Consider the following 23,680-nt stretch of genomic DNA (forward strand, 5'->3'; position numbering starts at 1 on the left):
CACCTAAGAGAGGTTGTTTAAATGGTTTTTTTGATAGGATTTCTTTGGAAAATATTTACATGTAAAAAAAGGGAAAAGCCCCTTAACTACTTTACAATAGATTCTTTAGCTTTCTAAACAATATGAGGGTTGTACTTCTGATTAACTTCGTTACAACCATCTTCATGAAATAAATCTGTTGTCATAATTATTGAATAAGGATCAAAATTGTAGACAAATTTTTCTGCATTAATCAAAATATCATCTTCAGGTGAAAAAAATTTCTTATCTTCTTGTCCAGCAATAAATCCAAGATCTGTTCTTGTAATGGTTTGATCAACTAGATAGCCAGCTACTGCTTTTTCTTGTGTAATTTCAAGCCAAACCCGTTCTTTAGGCTGCACTATACGAATAGCAACAATATCAGATTTAAGCCAATTTAAGTACTTAGCCCTCAATTTTTCCGTTATATCAATAGCTGAATATAAATCTTCTTTTGATACTTCGCTATTTTTCTGTAGTAAAGATATAGCTTTATCAATAGGAAATTTGAAAAACTCTCGATTATTATTTACTCTAAAATCAGCCAGTTTTTCATGAATTTTTTTCTCAACCAATTCATAATCATCACAAAAAATCTCAAATGCAACTTGAAAAGGTGTTGGTATTCCAGTACTATACAGTTCACGAGCACGACTTCTACTATCCCGTTTTGTTTTACCAACTTTAATTAACCCTGGCATAGATTGATTAATAAGAATATAGACATATCCTGAGTCCAATTATTGTTTCCTTTATACTTAACTATTTAGTGAAAAATTATATATTGAAAACTCTTAAATAAAAAAGTATAGCAAGGGACAAGCTATTTTTAATTTACTCTTTCAAATACTTACGAGACACAACCACACCCTCATACCCCGTCGTTTTTACCGCTTCTAAAAACGTCTTATCTTCAACGCCATCTTTGGCAATGACTACTGCCAATTTTGTCTCTAACGTCACTTTAGAGGACTCAACTCCCTCGACACTTTTGAGTGCTTTTTTAACTGCGGTTGTGCACAAAGGACAGTGCATTTCAGCCACTTTTATGACCACTTCTTCTTTGGCAGAGAGCATCAACGGTAAAAGGAGTATCAACCACTTTTTCATTCTGCATCCTCAATAAAAAGATTTGCCCATTCGGGATAGAGCAATATCACGACAATCAACCCTAAAACAATCATATAAAACCACACATAACGCTTTCTCTTTTGAGGATTACATGTAAAGGTATGATGCGCGTAAGAGCGCCATGAAAGCCACAAAACAAAGAGCGATAAAAGGGAGAGTGGTATGCGAAACGGGGTGAGGACTTCTAAGAAGCTTAAAAATCCAAAAGAGATTCCAAAGAGTAAAAACAGCAGTGGAGGCAGACAGCATGCCGTTGCGGCAAAGGCTGAAAGCAGTGCTGTAAGTAAACTTAGAATCTCTTTTTTCATACGTTAGAGTTTTTCTTGTGAGTTAAAGCTATACGCAAACGCCGCTGGAGCGTAGTAGTCTAAGACTTCATCTTCGACTTCGCCGTATGGGTAACCGAACATATTAAGTGGTTTTTGCGCTGGCATTGGCGTTAAGACAAAATCACGCGCTGTGTTGTAGCCCATCCAGTTCATCTCCCAGTTTCCAAAGAAATACTCACGTACTTCTTTCACAAGTGGATCGTTCAACGTCATTTTTTCGGTCAAGATAACTTTAGCCACATCGGCAGGATCGCAAGGAATCCAACCTGCGCCATCTAGGTAAAATTCCGCTCTACAATGCTCGCCTCCCGTGATTTTTGCCAACCCTTTTTCATCACTGCTTCCACACGCTTTGGAGTAACGAGAACTACCTAAACGAATACCAAAGATCTCACGTGCAGGCACGCCAACACTTCTAAGAAGCGCTACAAAAACAGAACTAATGTCGGTGCATTTTCCACCCATGATGTTTTGCTCAATCGCCTTGCCTGCATCACCCAATCCACAACCGACGACGGCATTGTCGCGGTACATATTTTCAGTGACCCACGCGTAAATTGCTTTGGCTTTATCAAGCGGTGTTGTGCTGTTCGCTGTGATTTTAAGCGCCAACTCTTTGACTTTTCCACTGGTGGGGATGTGTGCCGTTGGTTTGAGATAGTGTGCAACATCTTTGGGATATTTGGTTGAAGCGGTTGCTTTGCTAAGATCAGAATTTCGCTCATACGTCGTAATCGTATAGGTCACTTCGAGGAGTTTTTCGCCACCATTTTTCCACTCAGCATAGAGTGTTCTGGCTTTGTAACTGTTTTTGTCGGTCACATACGCGTTGGTTGCATTGGAGCTAAATTTAAAATCGCTCACCTTTTGGAAGAGAGTTTCTTGTGGAAGAGGAACCCACAGTTTGGTCAAGCCATTTTTGTTTTCATGTTTGAGGTTGTAACTGTTTGTGACGAAAAAAATACGTGTTTTACTCTTTGGCTCACTCGCCTCCAAAATCGAAACCTGAGGAAGAATAACCGAACTTGCACCAAGGGCTAAACACCCTTTCATAAACGCTCTTCTTTGCATAAAAATCCTTACATGTAAAGTGGCACGAAGAGGAGAAAAAACATAAAAGCAGTCAAAAAAGGAGGTTACAATTATGTTTGTCTAAGCCTTAGACGTCGTGCATTAGGGAGATTGTACCGTGAGTTTGCTTAAGAAAGTCTCTAAAAACCCTTATAATATAGGGGCTTTTAGAGCTTTTAATCTCGCTAGGCGATGGTCGTACTTTTAGTGCTTTTTTTACCTTTTTTCTTTGCCGCTTCTGCCGCTGCTTTTGAAGGTTTTGCGGCTATTTTTTGGGTAGCTGATGCCTTTTTAGAGGCTACTTTTGTAGATGTAGTCGCTGCATTTTTGACGTTTTTTTGTGCCGTTGTATTGGCTTTTGCTTTAAACGCTTGATCCGTATGTTTTTTCTTTGTTTGAACCGTATCACTCGTGACACTACTGCTTGCAAACACACTTGAATTCAGCAGTATAAGACCTGCTGAAACCATTAAGAAACGTTTGAACATCTCTTCTCCTTGAAAAATAAAACGCATTGTAGCTTGATTTGATAAATGAAGTTTCTAAAACTTTTCAAGAATATAAAGATATTCGCTTAACGCTTTTTTATTTTCCTGATTGCGATACCCTTTAAAGCGTTGATGGGGCATCTGAAACGACGCGCACGTGCCATAGCGTTCCAACATGCTGGATAACACTGCAAGGTCGATAATTCCCTCATCATTATAGCTAAGAACGATCCATGGAAAATTGGCCTTTTGGATAATATCTTCCAGTGCCAAAAGCGCTGTGCCACTTTTGCAGTACGCCGAACTTTCATATGCCCTCACTCCCGTTTTGCCCTTTGGCGTAAACGCATCGTACCGCGCTATCGTGTTTAAGATGTGGTAATTCGCCCCGTATTGACGACGATTGTACGGAGGATCGAGGTAGAGAATATCGCCTTTAAGCGTGGAGATAAGCACATTGGCATCTTCACAAAAAACCTGATGGTGCGCAGACGTTGACAGCGAGGGAAAAGCATGCAGATGCAGTTTTTCGCACGCCAAAGGCTTGAGATGTTTGAGATACGCACTGTAAATGGAAGCCGTGTTGGCAACCTTGTCAGCGCTGTGCAGCAGTGAGGCTAGGAGGTAAATATAAAGCGGCTCATCACGCTTATACGCTTCAATGCCTTGGCGCACCGCATCGATTTTTTGCGCATTTTCATCGCTAAAATAGTTCCGCCCACTGCCACTTTCCAAGCAGTAGTGCTCATACATCAGCCCTTTGCGTAAAGGGAGTGCATTTAAGGAGGTGATGATGGCATCCATGGCGGATAATGTAGGGGTTTTTAGCATGGCGCGGTTGAGCACATAGCTGTAAAATTCAAGGTCATTGCTGAGGAGGATGCACCCTTTTTGGGCAAAATAGCTCCCGACCGAACCACTTCCAGCAAAAAGATCGCAAAAAATTTTCGGCGGAACGTTTTCTTTCAAAAGAGACGACGTGTGTGCATCGATAAAAGAGAGAAGTTTTACTTTCGAGCCGATGTAGTTCACCTGCATTCCCCAAAATTTTCAATATAATATCAAAACAAGAACACTTTTTGCTTAAGCATTAGATACGAATTTTAAAAGGACGAGACATGCATTTTTTAGTTGTTGACGATAGCTCAACAATGCGCAGAATTCTGTGCAACACCATCAACAGTATAGGCTACACAACCACGGCAGCCGAAGACGGGTTAGATGCACTTGAAAAGATCAAAGAACAAAAGTTTGACGTGATTATGACGGACTGGAATATGCCACGAATGGACGGACTGCATTTGGTAAGAGCGCTTCGCGCGATGGAAGCGTATAAAAAAACACCCATTATTATGGTCACAACCGAGGGTGGCAAACAAGAGGTGATTACGGCGATTAAAGAGGGGGTCACCAACTACATCGTCAAGCCTTTTACCGCGTTTCTTTTACGAGAAAAACTCAAAGAGATCGTTAGCTAACATTCGTTCTCTTTTGCCCCTAAAAGCAAAAGAGAACTCTCACTATCAATCTTTACATGTAAGATAGTTTCGCCATCCACCAAGCTCACTGATCTCCTTCGCACCTTTCAGCGCATCACCTTCACACAAAAAGCCATACACCAAACTTCCATCTTCTAACACAACCGTTCCAATGCACAGAGGTGAAGCAATCTGCACCATAAACGCTCCAAAATTCTCCAACGGCATCTGCCACACTTCAAGCTCCAACGCATAAGGACTCGAAGCGTCTTTGAGCATCCCTGGGCGTGGAGGATTTTTTTCAGGAACATTAAACAGACGATACCCCACAGCAGTTTTGCACGCTTTGAGAAACGTCGCCTCTAAGTTGACGAGCTGATGATTCAGCGGTAAGCCTTGCATGTGCGCTCCGCAGACGCCAATTTCGATCATTTTTGACATGCTAACTCCTTTATGTAAATTTCTCCCATCGCAAGGAGTTTTTCATCTTCAAACGCATCGGCAAAGATCGTTATGCCAAAGGGAAGCCCATTGTTGCGCGTCCCTGCTGGCAGTGCAAGGGCGGAAAGATCAAGTAGGTTCATAAAATTGGTGTAGTAGCCAAGATTGGTATTGAGTTCAATCGGATTGGCTTCCACTTCGGCAATCGTATAAATTGTCCCCGTAGTCGGTGTCAGCATAAAATCTACCCATTTTAAACACTGTTCGGCTTCTCGCCTGTACGCTTTTAAGGCATACTCCGCTTCAAAGTAGTCACTCGCACTTTTATGTTTACCTTGCGCGATGATGGTGCGTGTCACATCTAAGAAACTCTCAGGTGATTTTTGAAGAAGCGCCTTCGTTGCCACGTAACGCTCTGCCACCCAAGGGCCACTGTAAAGAAGATTGGCAGCGTTTAAAAAAGGGGTAAAATCAATCTCTTCAACAACCGCACCCAAGGCAACAAACCGTGCTACCGCCGCTTCAAAAAGCGTTTGCGCCTCAGCATCGCCAAAAAATTGAAGATCGCTTTTTCGTGGAATCCCAATTCTAAGAGGCTTTTCTAACGTTTTGGTCTGTGTCGGCATCGTTCTTGCATACACATCTTCACTATCGTAAGACGCCATAATGGCAAAGAGCGTTTGCGCATCCGCACACGTTTGGGTAAAGAGCGACACACAGTCCAAACTACGGCACGCAGGCACAACACCAGAGGTGCTAAAAACCCCTTTGGTGGGTTTGACACCGATGAGATTATTAAACGCCGCCGGAACTCTGCCAGAACCTGCTGTATCCGTTCCGAGGGAAAACGTAACAAGCTCCAAAGCAACACTCACCGCACTTCCTGCACTCGAACCTCCCGAAATGTACTCAGGATGGATGCTATTTTGGCAGATGCCATAAGGGGAACGCGTTCCCACAAGACCTGTAGCAAATTGATCGAGATTGGTCTTGCCCATGGGAATTGCTCCTGCTTCGATTAAGCGCTCCACCACATACGCTGAACGCTCTGGCAGATAGCGAAAATCAGGGCACGCCGCCGTGGTGGGAACGCCTGCAAGATCGATGTTATCTTTAATCGCAAAAGGAATGCCATAAAGCGGTAACTCCTCGATTTTAGCCCCTTCAAGCCGTTTCAAATAAGGCTCTAGCTCCGCATCATTGAGTGTGTAAATCCAAATGGGATTGTTTACATGTAAAGCCATTTTAGCTTTAAGCTCTGCCACAAGAGCACGAGGGGTGAGTGTTCCCTTTTGGTACGCTTGGCGTAAGGTTTGAATGTTCATCGTTACTCCTTTATCGTAATGGCAAATAGCAGTTTGCCTGCATAAATATTCTCACCTTCATGGCAGAGCACTTTTGAAATCACACCACTTTCAGGTGCTTCGATGCAGACTTCCATCTTCATCGACTCCGCGATGGCAAGCACATCGCCCTCTTTCACGGTATCGCCCTCGTTGACCAGCACTTTCCAAAGATTGCCCTGAACGGGCGCATCGACTGCTTCGGCACCTTCAATATCCACGCGCTCCTCTTCATCGCTCTCTTCACTGTTGGAGCTAGAGTTAAAATTCGCCAACCCCGTGCGCTCCCACATCAAACGCTCCTCTTCAAAAGCGCTTCGTTGCGTGGTGGTGAAACGATCAATACTCTCTTGATTTTCGGCTAAAAACTCCTTGTAGGCTTTGAGACTAAACGTCGTCTCTTCAACCTTGAGTTTGAGTTTGCCTTTGGGGAAATCTTCGCGCATCTGCGTGAGTTCTTCATGGCTCACTTCGTAAAAGCGAATCTGGTCGAAAAAGCGCAACAACCACGGTTTTCCCTCACAAAAATCCTCGCTTTGGCGGTATTTATTCCACATCTGTACCGTTCGCCCCACGAATTGATAGCCCCCCGGCCCTTCCATGCCATACACACACATATACGCCCCACCGATGCCGACGGCATTTTCAGGCGTCCATGTCCGCGCCGGGTTGTATTTGGTCGTAACTAAGCGGTGCCTTGGATCAAGCGGTGTCGCTACAGGAGCGCCCAAATAAACGTCACCCAGTCCCATCACAAGGTAGCTTGCATCAAAGACGATTTTTTTCACCGCTTCGATGGACTCAAGACCATTGATACGACGGATAAACTCGATATTGCTCGGACACCACGGCGCGTCGGGTCGGACGATTTTCATGTATTTTTCGATTGCCACCCGAGTCTGTTCATCGTCCCACGAAAGCGGTAAATGCACGATGCGCGCAGGCACCTCAATGTCATCAATCAAAGGCAATGTCAGCTCAATCCTTTTGATCTGCTCCATCAACACCTCACGCTTACAGACGCGAGGATCAAAATGCAGCTGCAACGAACGAATCCCCGGTGTTACATCGATCATCCCTGCAATCGCCGCCTTTTTAATCGCTTCCATAAGCACATGTACCCGAAAACGAAGCGCGATGTCCAGTTGCATGATGCCGTATTCGATGAGAAGATAGCTATCGCCTGATTGGCGAAACGTGATGCTTGGAAGATCATTTTTGCCCTCATCGTGGTACAAAATCGCTTCACCTAACACCTCTTTGGTTTCTAAATAATGACGCTCATCAAAAGGCTCTAATGAAGCGATAGCGCTCTCTTGTGCTTCAAGCATTTGCATCGCACGTTCATGACTCAGTGGCACAAAACGAACCCGATCACCCGCTTTAAGTTGCCCTACTTTCCACAACTCACTGCTCACAATCGTAACAGGGCAGACAAACCCGCCAAGACTCGGGCCATCGGGGCCTAGGATGACGGGCATATCGCCCGTAAAGTCAATCGCACCGATGGCATACGCGTTGTCGTGAATGTTGGAAGGATGCAATCCTGCCTCACCGCCATCCGTGCGCGCCCACTCAGGCTTAGGGCCAATGAGTCGCACGCCCGTTCGATTGGAGTTGTAGTGCACTTCCCACGACGCTTCCATAAACGTCTTGATGTCCTCTGGCGTAAAAAATTCAGGCGCACCATGAGGGCCATAGAGTACACCAATGTGCCACTCATGGCTTGGAAATGCTTTAGGAGTAAATGCTTTGGAAGGCACGGTGTTGTCGCACATTTGGCTTACATGTAAAACATCGCCACTGATCAGCATACGCCCTGCATGTCCTCCAAACTTCCCCAATGTAAAGGTTGAACGACTCCCCAAATACTCTGGCACATCAAGCCCTCCACGCACCGCCAAGTAGGTGCGAAAACCCTCGTGATGCACTTTTTTGAGTTTTAAGATGCTGCCTGCTGGAATCGTAACAGCTTCATTCATCGCAACTTTTTTACCATCTAAAAATGCTTCGATGCTCGCACCACACAGCGCAATCACACTCTCTTGATTAAATTTCAGCGTTGGCCCTGTAATGGCGATTTCCAACCCTGAAGCACGGCTATCATTTCCGACCAACGCATTGGCGTAGCGAAAACTGAGGCTATCAAACGGCCCACTCGGAGGCACGCCCACATCCCAATACCCAACACGTCCAGGGTAATCTTGAATGCTCGTCTGCGTTCCAGGTCGAAGCACATCGATACTTTGGGGCACAAAGGAGAAACGGGAGAGTGATTTGGTCGTATGCGTCGCATTTTTGAAAAAATCGCTTTTGACAATCGCGCCCAAATAGCGCAGATTGGTCTCGATGCCATCAATGCGTGTCTTCTCAATCGCCTCGTCCATCTTGATGAGCGCTTCTTCTCTTGAGTCTGCTTTGACAATCAATTTAGCGATCATCGGATCATAAAACGAAGAGACATGAAGCCCGGTTTCGATAAAACTATCCACACGAATGTTGGGTGCAAAACGGACATGATGCAACACGCCAGAGCTGGGTTGAAAGTTTTTAAGCGGATCTTCGGCATACACACGCACTTGCATCGCATGCCCTTTTGGAGAATGTTTGTAGTCGTAAAGTGCTTCATGACTCCCATACGCTTGGCGAATCATCCACTCCACCAAATCCACGCCACTGACCTCTTCGGTCACGCCATGCTCTACTTGCAAACGGGTATTCACCTCTAAGAAATAAAACGCATCGCTCATCGTGTCATAGACAAACTCCACCGTTCCTGCGGAGAGATAGTTCACACATGAAGCGAGTTTTTTGGAAGCCTCAAACAGTGCTTCTCGTGTGCTGTCACTCAAATGCGCTGCGGGCGTCTCTTCGATCACTTTTTGGTTACGGCGCTGAATGGAGCAGTCACGCTCGCCAAGTGTCGCCACATACCCTTTACCATCGCCAAAAATCTGCACTTCAATGTGACGCGCATGTTCAACGTATTTTTCTAAAAAGAGTCCACTGTTGGAGAAGTTGTTTTCGCTCAAACGTTTCACCGAAGCGTACGCTCCCTCAAGAGAGTGCGCATCATAGCAGAGTTGCATCCCGATGCCGCCACCTCCTGCCGTACTTTTCAGCATCACAGGATACCCGATGCTCTGCACTTTTTCCAACGCCTCTTCCAAACTTGCCAATAATCCCGAGCCGGGAAGCAGAGGCACGTGGTTAACTTCTGCCAAAGCGCGCGCCGTGTGTTTGAGACCAAAAGCCTCGATATGCTCAGCCCTAGGCCCTATAAACACAATGCCTTTGGTCTCACACGCCCTCGCGAACGCGGCATTTTCGCTTAAAAATCCATATCCTGGATGGATCGCTTCGGCTTTACATGTAAACGCGATTTCCAAAATTTTCGCTGCATCCAAATAGCTCTCACTCGCCACACCTTCGCCTATCCAATACGCCTCATCGGCAAGGCTTACATGTAAAGAATCTCTATCTGCTGTTGTGTAAAGTGCCACAGAGCGGATGCCCATTTTTGTGAGGGTTTTGATGATGCGACATGCGATTTCGCCACGATTGGCGATCAAAATTTTCATAAACATAAGGCTTCCTTCATCCGAATAATCTGTGGGCCGTCCCACATGCGATACTCTTTAAAGTCGTCTCTAAAGAGGCAAAATACGCTAATTATCCCAGATAAGAATCTGAATCGGTGTGGGGTTAAACCCATTGCACGGATTGTTGAGTTGCGGACAGTTTGAGATGAGTACCAGTGTGTCCATATGCGCTTTCATCTGCACAAAATCGCCCTCATGCGAGATGCCATCCACGATCGCCAAATGCCCATCTTCTTCCACCGGAACGTTCATAAAAAAGTTGATGTTGTTGGTCAAATCCCTTGGGCTCATTTCCAACTCACCGACCGCGTAGAGATAGTTGTCACGGCAACTGTGCATGTACTTTTTATCGTGCCCAAAACGAACGGTGTTACTCTCAGCGCTGCAGTGACCGCCAAGGGTGTCGTGATTGCCGCAGGTATCGTGTGTCACTTCAAGCATGACGTTATCATCACTCGAAAGTAGTTTCGTTCCCGTTGTAATGAATATACTGCCTTGTTCGCGAATCGTATCGCTCGCACTGTAACGCTCTTCGTGGTTGTCGGCGTTGTAAAAAAGGGTATCGACCGCTTGGCATCCTTTTAAATCCACGATGCGAATACTTTGCCCTTTTTTGACCACATGGTACCACGGTACACCCGCACTGACACGCTCATTGTAAATTGCTGTTGTCTCTTCCATCTTCTTCTCCTTAGGCAAAATAACGCGCGTTGTTTTCAAAACCGCGCTTGGCTTCTTCGCTAAACGCGACATCCTCATTCGCTGAACGCTCAAAAATTGTGACCTCAACATCGCTTGGGTTATACTCCCCTTTTTCCATCACATGCGGTGTATTGGAAAGTATGAGAAGAATGTTCATCTCCGCTCGAAGCTCGATAAAATCGCCTTTTTTGGGTCGTTTCTCACTCAAAAGCAGTTTGCTTCCTTCCGCCACATCGACTTTACGAAAAAGATTGAGGCACTGCACGATGTCACGTTTTCCCATGCCGTATTTGCCAAGTTCCACCAAAAAGTTTTCACGATCACTTTTAAAGTAACGGTTGCGAATCTGCTCGTAACTGCCACTACCAAAGTTTTGCTCGACGATGCGAGGATTGCTCATACCTGCAAGCGTATCGATGAGCCCATCTGTGGTATCTTCCGTAATGGAAAACAGAATATGCCCCAGCTCGGAGAAGAGCACTTTACCTTTGCCTAAAAAGGCGTTCCATTGAATTTTGACCGTATCGGCGGAGTTGTAACGCTCTGCGGTGTTGTCGGCATTGTAAAACAGAGCGCTTAGGCTTGCTTTACTGTCCAGTGCGCTCAGGCGAATGGTTTGCCCTCGTTTGATGAGCTTTGAGTATTTACCGCCACCTGTTATCACTTCATTCAGTACCATCGTTTCGTGTATCATTCTTCATCCTTTACTTTCTCACGTATTAACGGAATATCATACGTGATCTTTGCCCCAAACGCATTGGGCGCTTGTGGGTCATTGCGAACTTTATCAAACACCAATAATCTGGTGCCGAGGTAAAATCCCTCGTGCAAATCATGTGTCACCATCACAACGGTGAGGTTGTTTTTCTTCCACAAATCTAAAATAAGCGCGTGCATATCGGCACGAATGCCTGGATCGAGCGCGCCAAAAGGCTCATCTAAAAGCAGTAGTTTTGGTTTTTTCACCAACGACTGCGCGATGGAGAGACGTTGTTGCATCCCTCCCGATAACGCTGAGGGGTAATGGTGCAACACATCGCCCAAGCCCACAGCTTCAAGCATAGCAATGGCTTCTTCCTTGGCTCGTTTTTGAGCGCTTCCAAACAATTTGCCTAAAAAGCGCGATTCGCCGAGTTCTATGCCCAGCATCACATTGTCCAACACCGTGAGGTGTGAAAAAAGCGAATAGCGTTGAAACACGATGCCTCTCTCAACGCTTGGCTCTTTGGGAAAGGGTTTGCCTTCAAATAAAAAGACCCCTTTGCTTGGGCTCTCTTCGCCCAGTAACATGCGCAAAAAGGTACTTTTGCCACAACCAGAAGGTCCTACCAACGTGCAAAATTCACCCGCTTCGATGCTGAGGGAAAGGTTTTCAAGCACCACATTAGCACCGTAAGTTTTCCAGAGGTGTTTAATCTCAATCAAACTCATGCTCTCTCCTTTGTTTCATACCACGGAAAGAGTTTACATGTAAACTTTTTGAGCAAGAAATCTGCCAAAAAAGCAAGCAAGGTTATCCAAACCACATAAGGCAAAATAAGATCCATCGCCAAATAACGGCGTACCAAAAAGATGCGATACCCCAACCCTTCGGTTGCGGCAATCGCTTCGGCGGAGATGAGAAAAATCCACGCAGTTCCCAGTGTCAATCGCACAGAGTCAAGAAGCCTTGGTAACATCTGAGGCAATATGATGCGAATCACCAACGTCCACGTACTCGCTCCCAATGTTTGGGCTTTGATGAGCTGTTCGCGTGAAAACTCCTCAACTCTCTGTTGCAAATCACGCACGATCAAGGGCGTAACACCAATGACAATGAGCGCCACTTTTGCCACTTCGCCCATACCAAAGACGATAAAGAGTATGGGCAAAATAGCGATGGGTGGCACCATCGAAAAGGCGGCAACAAACGGTGAAAGCCCTGAGCGAACCAAGGGAATCAAGCCAAGCGGTATGCCAAGCGCAAGCCCTAAAAGCGCACTGATAAGCACACCAAGCCCCAAACGACTCAGCGAGGCGAGCGTATCTTGGATAAAGAGTATCTCTCCTGAGCGTTTACTAGGAGTGAGTGCCGATTTTTCCATCGTTTGAACGATCTGCGTAAACGATGGTAAAAGTTTATCATCAGGATTTTCCGCTAGCCTCGCATGAGAGGCAAACAGGTACACAATCCCGATCAGTATAAAAGGAAGCACTCCCATCCAAAGCGCATTCGCTCGTGAGGGTCGGTGGTTTATCAATCGCTTCATAGTATCCTCTTTGTTTTACAATGTACCGTCACTTGCCATTTTCATGTACGTATCGATAAAGCGTAATTTGACATTGCTTTGATTGCCGTAGGTTTTGCCGTTTGGAAACTGCATACCTACATAGGCTGCATTTTTAGCGCTATCGCCTAAGATGCCATGATCAAATGAAAATTGACTCACTTTTTGCATTGTTTTTGGAAGTGCGTCACTGGTGGTAAATTTCACCGCTTCGCTTGCATCGTGGAAAAGCATCGTTGTTTTGAGTTGTGCGTTAAACCCTGCGAGGTCTGTTCCAGAAGCTGTTGCCATTGCTTTAAGTGCGCTTTCGTCGCCTTTTTTCATCAATGCCATTACTTCATACCACGCCCCTGTGAGCGCTTTTGCTAGTTTAGGGTTCTCTTCAATCGTTTTGGTGTTCATGACCAACATATCGATGATTTCACCGGGGATTTTGCTAGAGTCAAAGACCAACGAGGCATTTTTCATCCCTGCAATTTCGCTGAGTTGTGGGTTCCATGTGACAAGAGACGTCACGTCTTTAGAACTAAAAGCAGCGACAATGTCTGCATCAGACGTGTTAATGACTTTGATGTCTTTTTCTTTAAGCCCTACACTTTCAAGTCCACGCGCCAAAAGGTAGTGAGAGACGGAGAGTTCGACAAGGTTGACACTTTGTCCTTTGATGTCGGAGAGTTTTTTCTTATTTTTGAGGATGATGCCATCATTTCCGTTGGAAAAGTCACCCACGATGAGTGCGGTTGAGTCCACACCACCTGCTGCGGGAATGGTAAGCGCGTCCATGTTGGTCATCACACAGCCATCAAATTTACCTGCGGTGTATTGGTTGATGGACTCAACATAGTCATTGACTTGAACCATCTCGATTTGGATGCCGTATTTTTTGGCCCATTTGTCGATGATACCTGTTTGCTGCGCATAATCCCAAGGCATCCAGCCGACATAAATCGTCCATGCCACTTGAAACTTCTCTTTGGTATCCGCCAATAAAGAGGTCGCCATGACAGTAGAAGCCAGCGTAGTGGCAACAAAAAGCTTGAGGGTTGAGTGTAAAAAAGACTTCATGGAAGACTCCTGAGTAGATGGGATAAACATGCCAGGAGGTGAAAACCTCCCGGGCTTTTATCCCTCCGTGAACCTCTACTCAAGAGGCGATAGCTCTCGGACCAGTCACAGAATCAATCTGTCGGAACCCTAGCTATCTTTGTTGTTTTTTGCGTCGAGGCTTTCGCCCCATGACATGTTTTCTAGCATAAGTATAACCAAGCCAGCATAAAAGAGAAGAGAAGAAATGATTAAAAAATAAGCAATATGCTGAGTCTATTTTAGTTTACATGTAAAGCATGGGAAGAGAAATGAATCGTAAAGTAGTTTTGTTCTTCTACATGTAAATAACTCAAACGAAAGCCGTGCTTCTCGACAATGGCATTAGCGATGTAAAGTCCGAGCCCTAAACCACTGCTTGAACCCTCTACCGTTCGGTTAAAGGCACGTGAAAAGTCGAGTCGTTCTTGGGGGATTTTATCGCCAAAACTACTAATGCTGATGCTGTCACTGCACATATCGACTTCAACCCCATCGGCGGAGTGTTTCAGCGCATTGTCTAGCACGTTTTTAAGGGCGGTGGCAAACAGTTCAAAATCGACAATCACCAGTGGCGCCATCTCTTGAGGAGCGATGTGAATGCGTTTGGTATCGCCTAAAAGGAGCAGATCCATCGCATGATCTAGTACATCGACGAGGCGGTACTCTTTGGCTTCGAGTATCCACTCGTTGGAGCTCAGTTTTTCGACTTTGACCATCTCGCCGAGTAAGGTTTCAAGGCGCTCAAAAATGCGCTCTAATTGAGGTTGTTGTTTGGCATTTTCAAGAGAATTGGAGAGGATTTTTCCTTTCATAATTGGCGTTTTAAGCTCATGCAAAATGTTGCGCAAAAAGAGCGTTCGAGCCTCTTTAAGCAGGTGAATCTTCTGCATCGCCACGTTAAACTCTGAAGCGATTTCTCCCAGTTCATCTTCGCTATCTACCTCGATCACTTGAAATTTTTTGGTCTCGCCGAAGGTTCGAATCGCGCTTTTGAGGCTACGAAGCCGCAACAGTTTACGAAGGACTATGCCAAAAAAAAGCAGTAAAAGCACGTTAATGACGCCACCTAAAATCCAAAGGCGATACAGAGAAGTCTCTTCACTGTTTTCTAAAACCGTAGGTAACTCTCCCATTGCACCATTATAAAAAGGTGGTGGAAAACGCTCCTCGCCACCCATCATCATCGGCGGTATCAGCATAGATGGAGGTGGAGGGGATTCTCTATGAACAAAATAGAGTTTATCGTGATAGAGAATCATATCAGAGAAAGGATCTTCAAGAAGTTTTTCACCCTCTTTGAGCAGTGTCTCTTTGTCTTGATTGCTGATGCGAATACCCAGTTTTAAAAATGTTGCTTCTTGGTCGGCGTCGTTATGCAGCATCATTTTTGTCGCCATGATAAAACGCTGAAACGTAAAAAAGTGTAGATCACTAACTTGTCTTTTATATTCAAAGGCAAACGCAATATTAATCACCACCAACGTGAAGGCAAAAAAGATGGAAACCAGTGTAACGATCGATGTTTTACGCATTAACAAATTTATACCCAACCCCTCGCACTGAGAGAATAAACCGAGGCTTTTTAGGATCATCACTGATTTTTTGGCGAATGCGTCCCATAATCACATCGATACTTTTAAGACTGCTTTCGTACTTGATAGAGCCGATATTCATCAAAAGCTCTTCGCGTGAGATCACAAAACCCTCTTTTTTCAGCATATACGAGACGATGTCATACTCTGCCATCGTAAGTCTCAGTTCATTTTTACCACGCTTGATGATGTGTCGCTCTTCATCAATGCTAAACGTAAAAGCAGTGGGTTCATTGATTGTATTGCCACGTCTTAAAATCGCCCGAAGCCTGTAAGCAAGTTCTCTTGGATCATAAGGTTTGGGTAAAAAATCATCCGCACCACGCTCAAATCCCATCACTTTATCGCCCATGTCAGAACGTGCGGAGGAGATAATAATCGGAAGGGTTGGAATGGAAGCATGCACAATGCGGCAAATCTCTAAGCCGTCAATTTGAGGCAAGGAGAGATCTAAAACAAGGGCATCAAAGGTGTCATGTTGGAGTGCTGTTAAGCCGTCCAAAGGGGTAAACGCCAATGTGGTTTCAATGTTCTCGTTTAAAAGAGATTCTTGAAGCAGTTGCGCGAGTTCAACGTCATCTTCGATCATTAAAATTTTAATCATGGTTTGATTATAACGAAGATAAAGTAAACGGAAAGTAACATAAAACCACGCCTTGCTTAGAGCGTGGTTTGAGGCTTAGGCACTAAAGCTGACAGAGGTTCCAGCAAGAGTATTTTGAGAAGCATAGTTTGCGATGATTTGCGCTAAAAGCGTTTGCATCAACTCTTCACTACTGGTTGTACTCTCTTCTGTTGTATCCGTTGTTGTACCAGAACTTTCTGCTTGCGCAGAGTCCTGGTAGGCTCGTGCTTCAGTGGCGCTTACTGTACCATCTTCGTTGGTATCAGCGGCATCAAAATTCTCAGCCAATGCTTCATAGAGCGATGAAAGGGCACTATCCGTTGATGAAGTCTCACTCGCCATAGCGGTAAGCTCATCCACAGTGTAACCCGTATCGTCCTCATCCTCATCTGTTGAAGAAGAAGATGATGGCGGTGGTGGCGGGGGCGTGCCTCCAGCCGCAGATACTGTACTCATCTCTGTTGCATCGGTTGTCTCTAATGATGATTGTTGATAAGCCATTGCTTCAGCTGAAGTCACTTTACCATCACCATCGGTATCAGCTGCCTCGAAATTCTCCGAAATAGCTGAAAGTAAAGTCGAAAGGTTCGTATCGGTTGAAGCACTCTCTTCCGCCATAGCGGTAAGTTCTTCAGCGGTATAACCCGTATCTTCTTCACTGGATGATGATGTAGGTGGCGGAGGTGGGGGCATACCTGACGCTACCGTCTCAGATTCTTCAGTCGTAAACAATGAACTTAGTTCATCCTCACTGATCGTTCCATCTCCATCACTGTCTAACGATGAAAAAGCACTACTAATAGTACTTTCGTCACTGTTTGACAATGCTAAAGCTGCACTGCTAAACTCAGCACTGTCAATAGCACCACTCGAATCAGAATCCATAGATGTAAGCAACGCATCTACGAAATCTGAAGTACTCGAACTGGTACTACTGCTGGTACTGCTGCCATACGAACCGTACAAAGACGTTTCGTAGAGAGAATTTGAACTTATCGTCATCATCTCCTCCTTTGTTGGCTTGGGAATTTCCCAGTAGCAATCCTATCACCCATGTGGTAAACAGTGGGTAACAATGAAAAAAGTTTTACATGTAAAGAGGCAACCTATTCGTAATCGTCTGGAAACTCTTTCGTTATAAGATTTTCCAAAACAAAAAAGGGTTCTCATGAAAACAGGAATTCAAGGTGTTATTTGCGATTGGGCAGGGACAATGGTCGATTTTGGTTCGCTCTCTCCGGTCACTGCATTTAGTGAAGCGTTTGAACGTTTTGGGTTTAGCGTGAGTTTTGATGAAATTCGAACGTTTATGGGAATGCTCAAATATGACCATGCCAAAGCCATTTTAAATCTAACCAAAGAGCGCTTTTTGGAGCAATTTGGGCGCTACCCAACCGAAGAGGACGTGCAGACAATTTACTGCTCTTTTGAACCTGCTCTTTTTGATGTATTGGCACACCATAGCATTCCTATCGAAGGGGCAGTTGCTTTTGCTGAAGCACTCAAAGCGCGTTCCATAAAACTGGGCTCCACGACGGGTTATACCGCTTCCATGATGGAAGTTGTTACGCGTGAAGCGGCAAAACAGGGCTACAAACCTGAGTGCTACATCACACCCTCAGCATTTTTACCCGGGCGACCGCACCCTTTTATGATCTACAAAAATGCCATCGAATTGGAAATCTATCCGCTCAGTGCTATCGTTAAAATTGGCGATACGATCAGCGATATTCATGAAGGGCTAAATGCAGGATGTTGGAGTATTGGCGTCGCCCTTAGCGGTAATGAGCTAGGTCTCTCTTACGATTCTTATAAAGAACTCCCCGCCTCTCTTTTAGAAGAAAAACGCCTTCATGCCCATCAAAAACTAGGAGCCGCAGGAGCACATTGCGTGATTGATGGCATTTGGGACGCTTTACCTCTTCTTGACATTATTCATGAAAAAATAAAAAATGGGGAAAAACCATGCCACATTCATCTCTAAACACCCTAGATCTAACCCATATTCCACAAAATGCCTACCTCCTGTTAACACCAGGTCCGCTAAGTACCAGTAAGCGCGTTCGTGCTGGGTTATTAAAAGATTGGTGTACGTGGGATAAAGAGTATAACGACATGGTACAAGAGATTCGCTCTCGCCTGGTTGCCTTAGCGTCTAAAAGCGATGCGTATACCGCTGTACTGATGCAAGGAAGTGGTACCTTTTGTGTCGAATCGGCGATCACCACACTCTTGCCCAAAGAAGGAGCCAAACTGCTCGTTTTAACCAACGGCGCTTATGGCGAACGTATCGCGGAGATTGCTGCGTACGCTTCCATTCCTTGCGTTACATGTAACGTCGAAGAGACAACAACATTTTCTTTAGAAGCCGTCGAATACCTTTTGCAAAATGATCCGTCTATTACCGCTATTGCTGTGGTGCATTGTGAAACGACGACGGGTATTTTAAACCCTATCTTTGAAGTGGCTAAGCTTTCAAAAGCGTATCATAAACTCTTGATCGTTGATGCTATGAGCAGTTTTGGAGGTATTCCAATCGACCTTGACGCACTGGATGCTGACGTGCTGATCTCCAGTGCCAATAAGTGTATTCAAGGTGTTCCAGGCTTTGGCTTTATGCTCTTTAAAAAAAAGATTTTAAAGCGTTGTTTCGGCAATGCGCGTTCCTTAAGCCTTGATGCGTATGCCCAATATAAAACCATGGAAGAAGGTGGTGGTAAATGGCGTTTTACCTCACCAACGCATGTTGTGCACGCCTTTATCGAAGCCTTGTATGAACTGGAAGAAGAAGGTGGCGTAGAGGCACGTTATACGCGTTATTGTACCAATCAGCGTTTGTTAATTGAAGGCATGGAAGCTTTGAATTTTGAATGCGTCATCGACCAAACCTTGCAAAGTCCTATCATCACGAGTTTTTATAGTCCAAACCATACTTCGTACGATTTTAAAGAATTTTATTTACGCCTCAAACACAAAGGGTTTGTCATCTACCCTGGTAAAGTTTCCAATATCGAGAGCTTTCGCATCGGTACGATCGGGCATGTTTTTCCTGAGGATATTGCCCGCTTACTCAAAGCCGTGCAAGAGGCAATTTTTTGGTAATACCTTACGCTTTAGAGATCGGCTTTTCGTTAGTCTCTCTGGCTTATGTTGCACAACTGTATAAAATCTTTCGCACCAAACGAAGCGATGGGATAGCCTTAAACGGTTATCTTGTCACGTTTATCACACTTTTGAGCTATATCTTTTGGAGTAAAGGCACGATCGGCACAGCAAAAATTTTAGAGCTCATTTTGCATACGTTGACCTTTGCGTACATTTATAAACACGCTACCAAAGCCACCTTTTCCAAAAAAGATTTGGGTATTTTTATCGTAGCGTTAATAGGCTCGTTCAATCTCATCGGCGGTATTGCCCAAGCGTATAAAAGTTACCGAGACGTAGCCCCTGAGGATGTGAGTTTTTTACACTATACCCTCATTTTTATCGCCAATCTTTTTTTCTTACATGTAGCGTTTCTAGAGCATGAACGTCTTTTGGTTTTTAGTGGATTGATCGTTACAAACATCGTTTACAGCTACATTCTTTTTAAAACGGGCATGCGAATTACAAAATGGTTACCGTAACCAAATTGTGGTGATCTCGCGTTAGCATATCGTTTATCTAATTCATCATTAAGGAGCAATTATGGTACTAAAAAAAAGCATCTGTGCACTTGCAGGTTTACTACTTGCAAGCCATGTCTTAGCGGCTAAAGAGAGCATCACGGTTTACACCGCGCTGGAGTCTGATCAAGTGAAGCCTTATTTGGAGTCTTTCAAAAAAGCACAACCTGACATTGAAGTCAAAATCGTGCGTGATTCTACAGGCATCATTACCGCAAAATTACTTGCTGAAAAAGAGAATCCTCAAGCAGATGTCGTGTGGGGAACGGCTGCAACCAGTTTGGTACTTTTAGAGCAAAATGGTATGTTAGAACCTTACGCACCTGCTTCCATCAAACACATCGAAGCCAAATTCAAAGATACCAAAAATCCTCCAACATGGGTTGGAAACGATGTGTGGGGCAGTGCCATCTGTTTTAATGAAATCGAAGCTAAAAAACAAAATATTCCTTTGCCAACCAGTTGGGAAGATTTGACTAAACCGATCTACAAAGGCAAAATCGTTATGCCAAACCCTGCAAGTTCAGGTACGGGCTTTTTGGACGTGACCGCATGGCTTAAAATCTTCGGCGAACAAAAAGGGTGGGAGTACATGGATAAGCTTCATGAAAACATCGGACAATACACCCATTCTGGCTCCAAACCATGCAAAATGGCAGCTGCGGGTGAATTTCCAATCGGTATCAGCTTTGAGTACCGTGCCGCTAAGTCTAAAAAAGAGGGTGCACCCATCGCTATCGTTTTTCCTAAAGAGGGCTTAGGTTGGGATTTAGAAGCAACTGCGATCATGAAAGGAACTAAAAACCTTAAAACTGCTAAAACCTTTGTCGACTGGGCAACGGGAGAAGAAGCCAACAAACTCTACGCTGAAAATTTTGCCGTCGTTGCGTACAAAGGACTCTCTAAACCTATTGAACATATTCCTTCAAACTACGCTTCTATGCTCATTGAAAACGACTTTGCATGGTCAGCAAAAAACAGAGAAAGAATCCTAAAAGAGTGGTCTAAACGCTACGAATCCAAGTCTGAAGCTAAAAAATAACTCACTGACGAGGAGATCTTCTCCTCGCCTCCAAGGAAAAATGTGTCCGATACAACGGCGATTGCCATTTGCAATGTTTCAAAACGCTTTGAGGATTTTACAGCACTAAAGTCCATTAATCTTGAGGTCAAAAAAGGGGAATTGGTCTGTTTCTTAGGGCCTTCAGGATGCGGTAAAACCACGCTTCTTCGCATTATCGCTGGGCTTGAAAGCTGTGATGAAGGCGAGATCGTACAATATGGCAAAACCATTACCCACCTTCCTCCTTCCAAGCGTGATTACGGCATTGTGTTTCAAAGCTACGCCCTCTTCCCCAATCTGACGGTCGCTAAAAATATCGGTTACGGGTTAAAAGAGAAAGGCTTTGAAAAAAAAGAGGCAAAAAAGCGTGTCAAAGAGCTTTTGGCATTGGTTGGACTCAGTGGGAGTGAAGGAAAATACCCAAGTGAACTGAGCGGTGGACAACAACAACGCGTCGCATTTGCCAGAGCCATCGCCACCAAACCCTCTTTACTACTGCTTGATGAGCCACTTTCTGCTTTAGATGCAAGGGTGCGCGAGCACTTACGCCAAGAGATTCGCGAGCTTCAAAAGAGCCTTGGTATCACGACAATTATGGTCACACATGACCAAGAAGAAGCGTTAAGCATCGCCGATAAAATTGTCGTTATGAACCACGGGGTCATCGAACAGGTCGGAACGCCTTTGGAGATTTACCGCCATCCTAAAAGCCTTTTTGTCGCTGATTTTATTGGGAAAATCAATCTACTAGAAGCACTCTATCAAGGCAAAAATCTTTTTAGTGTCGGTATGCTTTCGCTGAATGTTTGGATTGAAGAAGCGGACATGCCCAGTGAATACCAAAGCGCAAAACTGCTGATTCGTCCTGAGGATATTAAACTCTACGATGCTGAAGCTGAAAATATCATCGAAGGCACTGTTTTAAAAATGACGTTTCTAGGAAGCTTCTGTCGACTTTTGGTTGCGATCAACGGCTTGTTAGACGATACGTTATTGCTTGATTTACCGCATAAACTCCTGATGCGTGACACCATTGATGAGGGAAGTTTGATTAAATTAGCGATTGCACCTAAAGATATTCGTTATTTTTTAGGCGAAACGCATGCCTAGCTTCTGGCAAGACTCCAATCGCCTCGTTTTAGGCACGATCACCCTTTTATTAGTCCTCTTGCTGAGTACGATCATTTTAGTGCCACTGTTTCAAATCTTACGCCAAAGTTTTTTCGATACGGCGCATCACTTTATCTTTCTTCATAATTTCATTGATTACCTAAGCCAAACAAAATCGTTACGCTTGATTCAAAATTCTCTTTTTGTCTCGATTGTCAGCACGCTGATCGTCGTACCGATAGCATTTTGGTTTGCTTACGCGCTGATGCGTTCATGTATGCCCCTAAAACCGCTCTTTCGTTATGCCTCGTTTATGCCCTTACTTGCCCCTTCCCTGCTTCCAGCCATCTCGTTTGTCTATCTTTTTGGGCATCAAGGTTTTTTAAAACCGTGGATGGGAGGCAGTACGATTTATGGAGCATGGGGCATTATTTTTGGCGAATGCTTTTACGTTTTCCCGCATATTTTGATGATTTTTTTAAGTGCGCTGTCGCTCTCCGATGCAAGGCTTTACGAAGCGGCACAAAGCATGGGCGCCAACAGTGTGCGAAAATTTTTTACGATCACGCTTCCTACCCTCAAATACGCGCTCGTTTCGGCGATTTTAGTCAGTTTTACTCTCGTCATTACCGACTTTGGCGTCCCTAAAGTCATCGGTGGCGATTTTCCCGTTTTAGCAACGGAGATTTACAAACATGTCATTGGTCAGCAAAATTTCTCTCTTGGCGCGACAGTAGGTGTTTTACTCTTGATCCCTTCGGTGATCACGTTTCTTGTCGACAGTCTTGTACAACGAAAACAAAAAGCGGTTTTAGGCTCGAAATTTGTCCTCTATACCTCCAAAAAAGCTCCGATTTTCGATGCCATGATGTTTGCGTTTGCCCTCTTCGTTGCAACCCTTTTACTGATCATTTTAGGCGTCTCTTTTTTTGCCTCATTTGTCAAATTTTGGCCCTACGATTTAAGCCTTGTGCTCAAACATTATGATTTTGATAGCATGGACGGCGGAGGCTGGAACTCTTACTTCAATAGCCTGACCTTAGCCTTTTGGAGTGCTTTGTTGGGAACGATCTTGGTGTTTATAACCGCCTATGTCGTGGAACGTGGGAAAATCTTTTCATTCTTACGCTCTTTTCTCAAACTCTTAGCCCTGCTTCCGATGGCGGTTCCGGGTCTTGTTTTAGGGCTTGGATACATCTTCTTTTTCAACCATCCTAGCAACCCTCTTAATGGGATCTATCAAACAATGGGTATTTTGGTCGTCTGTACGGTCGCGCACTTTTTTACGACCAGTTACATTACGGCAACCACCACGATCAAACAGATTGACGACGAGTTTGAAGATGTCGCCGAGTCTATGGGCGTTGCGTGCTATGCGACCTTTTTCAAAGTCATCGTACCCATTGCAACCCCTTCTATTTTACAAATCGCGCGTTACTTTTTTGTGAATGCCATGACCACCGTCTCCGCTGTTGTCTTTCTCTACTCGCCTTCCACAACACTCGCATCCGTAGCCGTTTTAAATATGGACGATGCAGGAGACATCAGCGCTGCAGCCGCGATGGCAACGCTCATTGTCGTAACTTCCCTTAGTGTGACACTTCTGTTTAACGCACTCTCTCACTTCATCTTCAAACAAAGCCAACAGTGGCGAAAATCGCGCTAG

24 protein-coding genes and 1 riboswitch are annotated in these 23,680 nt (G+C 44.7%); of the genes, 7 read left to right on the forward strand and 17 right to left on the reverse strand.

The genetic code is table 11. The annotated features are described in order from the left end of the window. Positions 1-113 precede the first annotated feature (113 nt). The 6 genes from SMUL_RS14645 to SMUL_RS14670 all read right to left on the reverse strand — a co-directional run bounded on the left by SMUL_RS14645 (position 114) and on the right by SMUL_RS14670 (position 4,072). Positions 114-761 carry a GIY-YIG nuclease family protein gene (locus tag SMUL_RS14645; RefSeq protein WP_038533513.1) on the reverse strand — a complete coding sequence of 216 codons (648 nt, stop codon included), beginning with the start codon at positions 759-761 and terminating at the stop codon, positions 114-116. Positions 762-855: 94 nt separating this feature from the next. Next, positions 856-1,131, reverse strand: coding sequence for a heavy-metal-associated domain-containing protein (locus SMUL_RS14650; RefSeq protein WP_025346006.1), 276 nt, complete (start codon positions 1,129-1,131; stop codon positions 856-858). After that, the gene (locus tag SMUL_RS14655; RefSeq protein ID WP_025346007.1) at positions 1,128-1,460 is read right to left on the reverse strand and encodes a mercuric transporter MerT family protein; all 333 of its coding nucleotides are present in this window, start codon (positions 1,458-1,460) and stop codon (positions 1,128-1,130) included. The genes SMUL_RS14650 and SMUL_RS14655 overlap by 4 nt, the downstream gene beginning before the upstream one ends. Before the next feature lie 3 nt (positions 1,461-1,463). Then, positions 1,464-2,552 carry a transglutaminase-like domain-containing protein gene (locus tag SMUL_RS14660; protein ID WP_025346008.1) on the reverse strand — a complete coding sequence of 363 codons (1,089 nt, stop codon included), beginning with the start codon at positions 2,550-2,552 and terminating at the stop codon, positions 1,464-1,466. 185 nt (positions 2,553-2,737) lie between these two features. Next, the gene (locus tag SMUL_RS14665; RefSeq protein WP_025346009.1) at positions 2,738-3,040 is read right to left on the reverse strand and encodes a hypothetical protein; all 303 of its coding nucleotides are present in this window, start codon (positions 3,038-3,040) and stop codon (positions 2,738-2,740) included. Positions 3,041-3,094: 54 nt separating this feature from the next. After that, positions 3,095-4,072, reverse strand: coding sequence for a DNA adenine methylase (locus tag SMUL_RS14670; RefSeq protein ID WP_025346010.1), 978 nt, complete (start codon positions 4,070-4,072; stop codon positions 3,095-3,097). An 86-nt stretch (positions 4,073-4,158) separates the two neighbouring features. On the opposite strand from SMUL_RS14670, the gene SMUL_RS14675 reads away from it, so the two are divergent. Beyond that, complete coding sequence (locus tag SMUL_RS14675; protein ID WP_025346011.1) at positions 4,159-4,518, forward strand: response regulator; 360 nt, start codon at positions 4,159-4,161, stop codon at positions 4,516-4,518. Between the two features lie 45 nt (positions 4,519-4,563). On the opposite strand, the gene SMUL_RS17540 is transcribed toward SMUL_RS14675, so the two are convergent. From SMUL_RS17540 to SMUL_RS14730, 11 genes are all read right to left on the reverse strand, one after another. Beyond that, positions 4,564-4,959, reverse strand: coding sequence for an allophanate hydrolase-related protein (locus SMUL_RS17540; protein WP_038533517.1), 396 nt, complete (start codon positions 4,957-4,959; stop codon positions 4,564-4,566). Next, positions 4,947-6,284 carry an allophanate hydrolase gene (gene atzF / locus SMUL_RS14685; RefSeq protein ID WP_038533519.1) on the reverse strand — a complete coding sequence of 446 codons (1,338 nt, stop codon included), beginning with the start codon at positions 6,282-6,284 and terminating at the stop codon, positions 4,947-4,949. The genes SMUL_RS17540 and atzF overlap by 13 nt, the downstream gene beginning before the upstream one ends. Positions 6,285-6,286: 2 nt before the next feature. After that, positions 6,287-9,889 (reverse strand): urea carboxylase, encoded by a 3,603-nt coding sequence (gene uca, locus SMUL_RS14690; RefSeq protein ID WP_025346012.1) that lies wholly within the window; start codon positions 9,887-9,889, stop codon positions 6,287-6,289. Positions 9,890-9,970: 81 nt separating this feature from the next. Beyond that, entirely contained in the window at positions 9,971-10,585 is a 615-nt protein-coding gene (locus tag SMUL_RS14695) for an urea amidolyase associated protein UAAP2 (RefSeq protein WP_148295311.1), read from the reverse strand. A gap of 10 nt (positions 10,586-10,595) precedes the next feature. Beyond that, positions 10,596-11,300 carry an urea amidolyase associated protein UAAP1 gene (locus SMUL_RS14700; protein WP_025346014.1) on the reverse strand — a complete coding sequence of 235 codons (705 nt, stop codon included), beginning with the start codon at positions 11,298-11,300 and terminating at the stop codon, positions 10,596-10,598. Next, entirely contained in the window at positions 11,297-12,037 is a 741-nt protein-coding gene (locus SMUL_RS14705) for an ATP-binding cassette domain-containing protein (protein ID WP_025346015.1), read from the reverse strand. The genes SMUL_RS14700 and SMUL_RS14705 overlap by 4 nt, the downstream gene beginning before the upstream one ends. Beyond that, positions 12,034-12,855 carry an ABC transporter permease gene (locus SMUL_RS14710; protein ID WP_025346016.1) on the reverse strand — a complete coding sequence of 274 codons (822 nt, stop codon included), beginning with the start codon at positions 12,853-12,855 and terminating at the stop codon, positions 12,034-12,036. Before SMUL_RS14710 ends, SMUL_RS14705 begins: the two co-directional genes overlap by 4 nt. 15 nt (positions 12,856-12,870) lie before the next feature. Next, positions 12,871-13,938, reverse strand: coding sequence for a putative urea ABC transporter substrate-binding protein (locus SMUL_RS14715; RefSeq protein ID WP_025346017.1), 1,068 nt, complete (start codon positions 13,936-13,938; stop codon positions 12,871-12,873). A 44-nt stretch (positions 13,939-13,982) separates the two neighbouring features. Further along, positions 13,983-14,082: riboswitch (guanidine-I (ykkC/yxkD leader) on the reverse strand. A gap of 116 nt (positions 14,083-14,198) precedes the next feature. Continuing rightward, positions 14,199-15,491, reverse strand: a complete 1,293-nt coding sequence (locus SMUL_RS14720; protein ID WP_025346018.1) for an ArsS family sensor histidine kinase — start codon at positions 15,489-15,491, stop codon at positions 14,199-14,201. Beyond that, a complete protein-coding gene (locus tag SMUL_RS14725) occupies positions 15,484-16,155 on the reverse strand; it encodes a response regulator transcription factor (protein ID WP_025346019.1) in 672 nt (223 codons plus the stop codon). The genes SMUL_RS14720 and SMUL_RS14725 overlap by 8 nt, the downstream gene beginning before the upstream one ends. 75 nt (positions 16,156-16,230) lie before the next feature. Continuing rightward, positions 16,231-17,178, reverse strand: a complete 948-nt coding sequence (locus SMUL_RS14730) for an EF-hand domain-containing protein (protein ID WP_025346020.1) — start codon at positions 17,176-17,178, stop codon at positions 16,231-16,233. A 166-nt stretch (positions 17,179-17,344) separates the two neighbouring features. On the opposite strand from SMUL_RS14730, the gene phnX reads away from it, so the two are divergent. From phnX to SMUL_RS14760, 6 genes are all read left to right on the forward strand, one after another. Next, positions 17,345-18,160: a phosphonoacetaldehyde hydrolase gene (gene phnX, locus SMUL_RS14735; protein WP_025346021.1), complete on the forward strand. Its 816-nt coding sequence runs from the start codon at positions 17,345-17,347 to the stop codon at positions 18,158-18,160. After that, entirely contained in the window at positions 18,142-19,278 is a 1,137-nt protein-coding gene (gene phnW / locus SMUL_RS14740; RefSeq protein WP_051492710.1) for a 2-aminoethylphosphonate--pyruvate transaminase, read from the forward strand. The genes phnX and phnW overlap by 19 nt, the downstream gene beginning before the upstream one ends. Further along, complete coding sequence (locus SMUL_RS14745; RefSeq protein WP_025346023.1) at positions 19,272-19,802, forward strand: hypothetical protein; 531 nt, start codon at positions 19,272-19,274, stop codon at positions 19,800-19,802. The genes phnW and SMUL_RS14745 overlap by 7 nt, the downstream gene beginning before the upstream one ends. A gap of 61 nt (positions 19,803-19,863) precedes the next feature. Next, a complete protein-coding gene (locus SMUL_RS14750) occupies positions 19,864-20,883 on the forward strand; it encodes a putative 2-aminoethylphosphonate ABC transporter substrate-binding protein (RefSeq protein ID WP_025346024.1) in 1,020 nt (339 codons plus the stop codon). A gap of 42 nt (positions 20,884-20,925) precedes the next feature. Then, positions 20,926-22,014: a putative 2-aminoethylphosphonate ABC transporter ATP-binding protein gene (locus tag SMUL_RS14755; RefSeq protein WP_025346025.1), complete on the forward strand. Its 1,089-nt coding sequence runs from the start codon at positions 20,926-20,928 to the stop codon at positions 22,012-22,014. After that, positions 22,007-23,680: a putative 2-aminoethylphosphonate ABC transporter permease subunit gene (locus tag SMUL_RS14760; RefSeq protein WP_025346026.1), complete on the forward strand. Its 1,674-nt coding sequence runs from the start codon at positions 22,007-22,009 to the stop codon at positions 23,678-23,680. The genes SMUL_RS14755 and SMUL_RS14760 overlap by 8 nt, the downstream gene beginning before the upstream one ends.

The organism is Sulfurospirillum multivorans DSM 12446 (assembly GCF_000568815.1).
Lineage (GTDB): Bacteria > Campylobacterota > Campylobacteria > Campylobacterales > Sulfurospirillaceae > Sulfurospirillum > Sulfurospirillum multivorans.

Bases quoted from the DNA above. Each gene is read 5' to 3' on its own strand.
- SMUL_RS14695 (WP_148295311.1), bottom strand. From the start codon at position 10,585: ATGGAAGAGACAACAGCAATTTACAATGAGCGTGTCAGTGCGGGTGTA.
- SMUL_RS14730 (WP_025346020.1), bottom strand. From the start codon at position 17,178: ATGACGATAAGTTCAAATTCTCTCTACGAAACGTCTTTGTACGGTTCG.
- uca (WP_025346012.1), bottom strand. From the start codon at position 9,889: ATGTTTATGAAAATTTTGATCGCCAATCGTGGCGAAATCGCATGTCGC.
- phnX (WP_025346021.1), top strand. From the start codon at position 17,345: ATGAAAACAGGAATTCAAGGTGTTATTTGCGATTGGGCAGGGACAATG.
- atzF (WP_038533519.1), bottom strand. From the start codon at position 6,284: ATGAACATTCAAACCTTACGCCAAGCGTACCAAAAGGGAACACTCACC.
- SMUL_RS14655 (WP_025346007.1), bottom strand. From the start codon at position 1,460: ATGAAAAAAGAGATTCTAAGTTTACTTACAGCACTGCTTTCAGCCTTT.
- SMUL_RS14725 (WP_025346019.1), bottom strand. From the start codon at position 16,155: ATGATTAAAATTTTAATGATCGAAGATGACGTTGAACTCGCGCAACTG.
- SMUL_RS14710 (WP_025346016.1), bottom strand. From the start codon at position 12,855: ATGAAGCGATTGATAAACCACCGACCCTCACGAGCGAATGCGCTTTGG.
- SMUL_RS14750 (WP_025346024.1), top strand. From the start codon at position 19,864: ATGGTACTAAAAAAAAGCATCTGTGCACTTGCAGGTTTACTACTTGCA.
- SMUL_RS14720 (WP_025346018.1), bottom strand. From the start codon at position 15,491: ATGCGTAAAACATCGATCGTTACACTGGTTTCCATCTTTTTTGCCTTC.
- SMUL_RS14760 (WP_025346026.1), top strand. From the start codon at position 22,007: ATGCCTAGCTTCTGGCAAGACTCCAATCGCCTCGTTTTAGGCACGATC.
- SMUL_RS14700 (WP_025346014.1), bottom strand. From the start codon at position 11,300: ATGATACACGAAACGATGGTACTGAATGAAGTGATAACAGGTGGCGGT.
- SMUL_RS14665 (WP_025346009.1), bottom strand. From the start codon at position 3,040: ATGTTCAAACGTTTCTTAATGGTTTCAGCAGGTCTTATACTGCTGAAT.
- SMUL_RS14660 (WP_025346008.1), bottom strand. From the start codon at position 2,552: ATGCAAAGAAGAGCGTTTATGAAAGGGTGTTTAGCCCTTGGTGCAAGT.
- phnW (WP_051492710.1), top strand. From the start codon at position 18,142: ATGCCACATTCATCTCTAAACACCCTAGATCTAACCCATATTCCACAA.
- SMUL_RS14675 (WP_025346011.1), top strand. From the start codon at position 4,159: ATGCATTTTTTAGTTGTTGACGATAGCTCAACAATGCGCAGAATTCTG.
- SMUL_RS17540 (WP_038533517.1), bottom strand. From the start codon at position 4,959: ATGTCAAAAATGATCGAAATTGGCGTCTGCGGAGCGCACATGCAAGGC.
- SMUL_RS14650 (WP_025346006.1), bottom strand. From the start codon at position 1,131: ATGAAAAAGTGGTTGATACTCCTTTTACCGTTGATGCTCTCTGCCAAA.
- SMUL_RS14715 (WP_025346017.1), bottom strand. From the start codon at position 13,938: ATGAAGTCTTTTTTACACTCAACCCTCAAGCTTTTTGTTGCCACTACG.
- SMUL_RS14705 (WP_025346015.1), bottom strand. From the start codon at position 12,037: ATGAGTTTGATTGAGATTAAACACCTCTGGAAAACTTACGGTGCTAAT.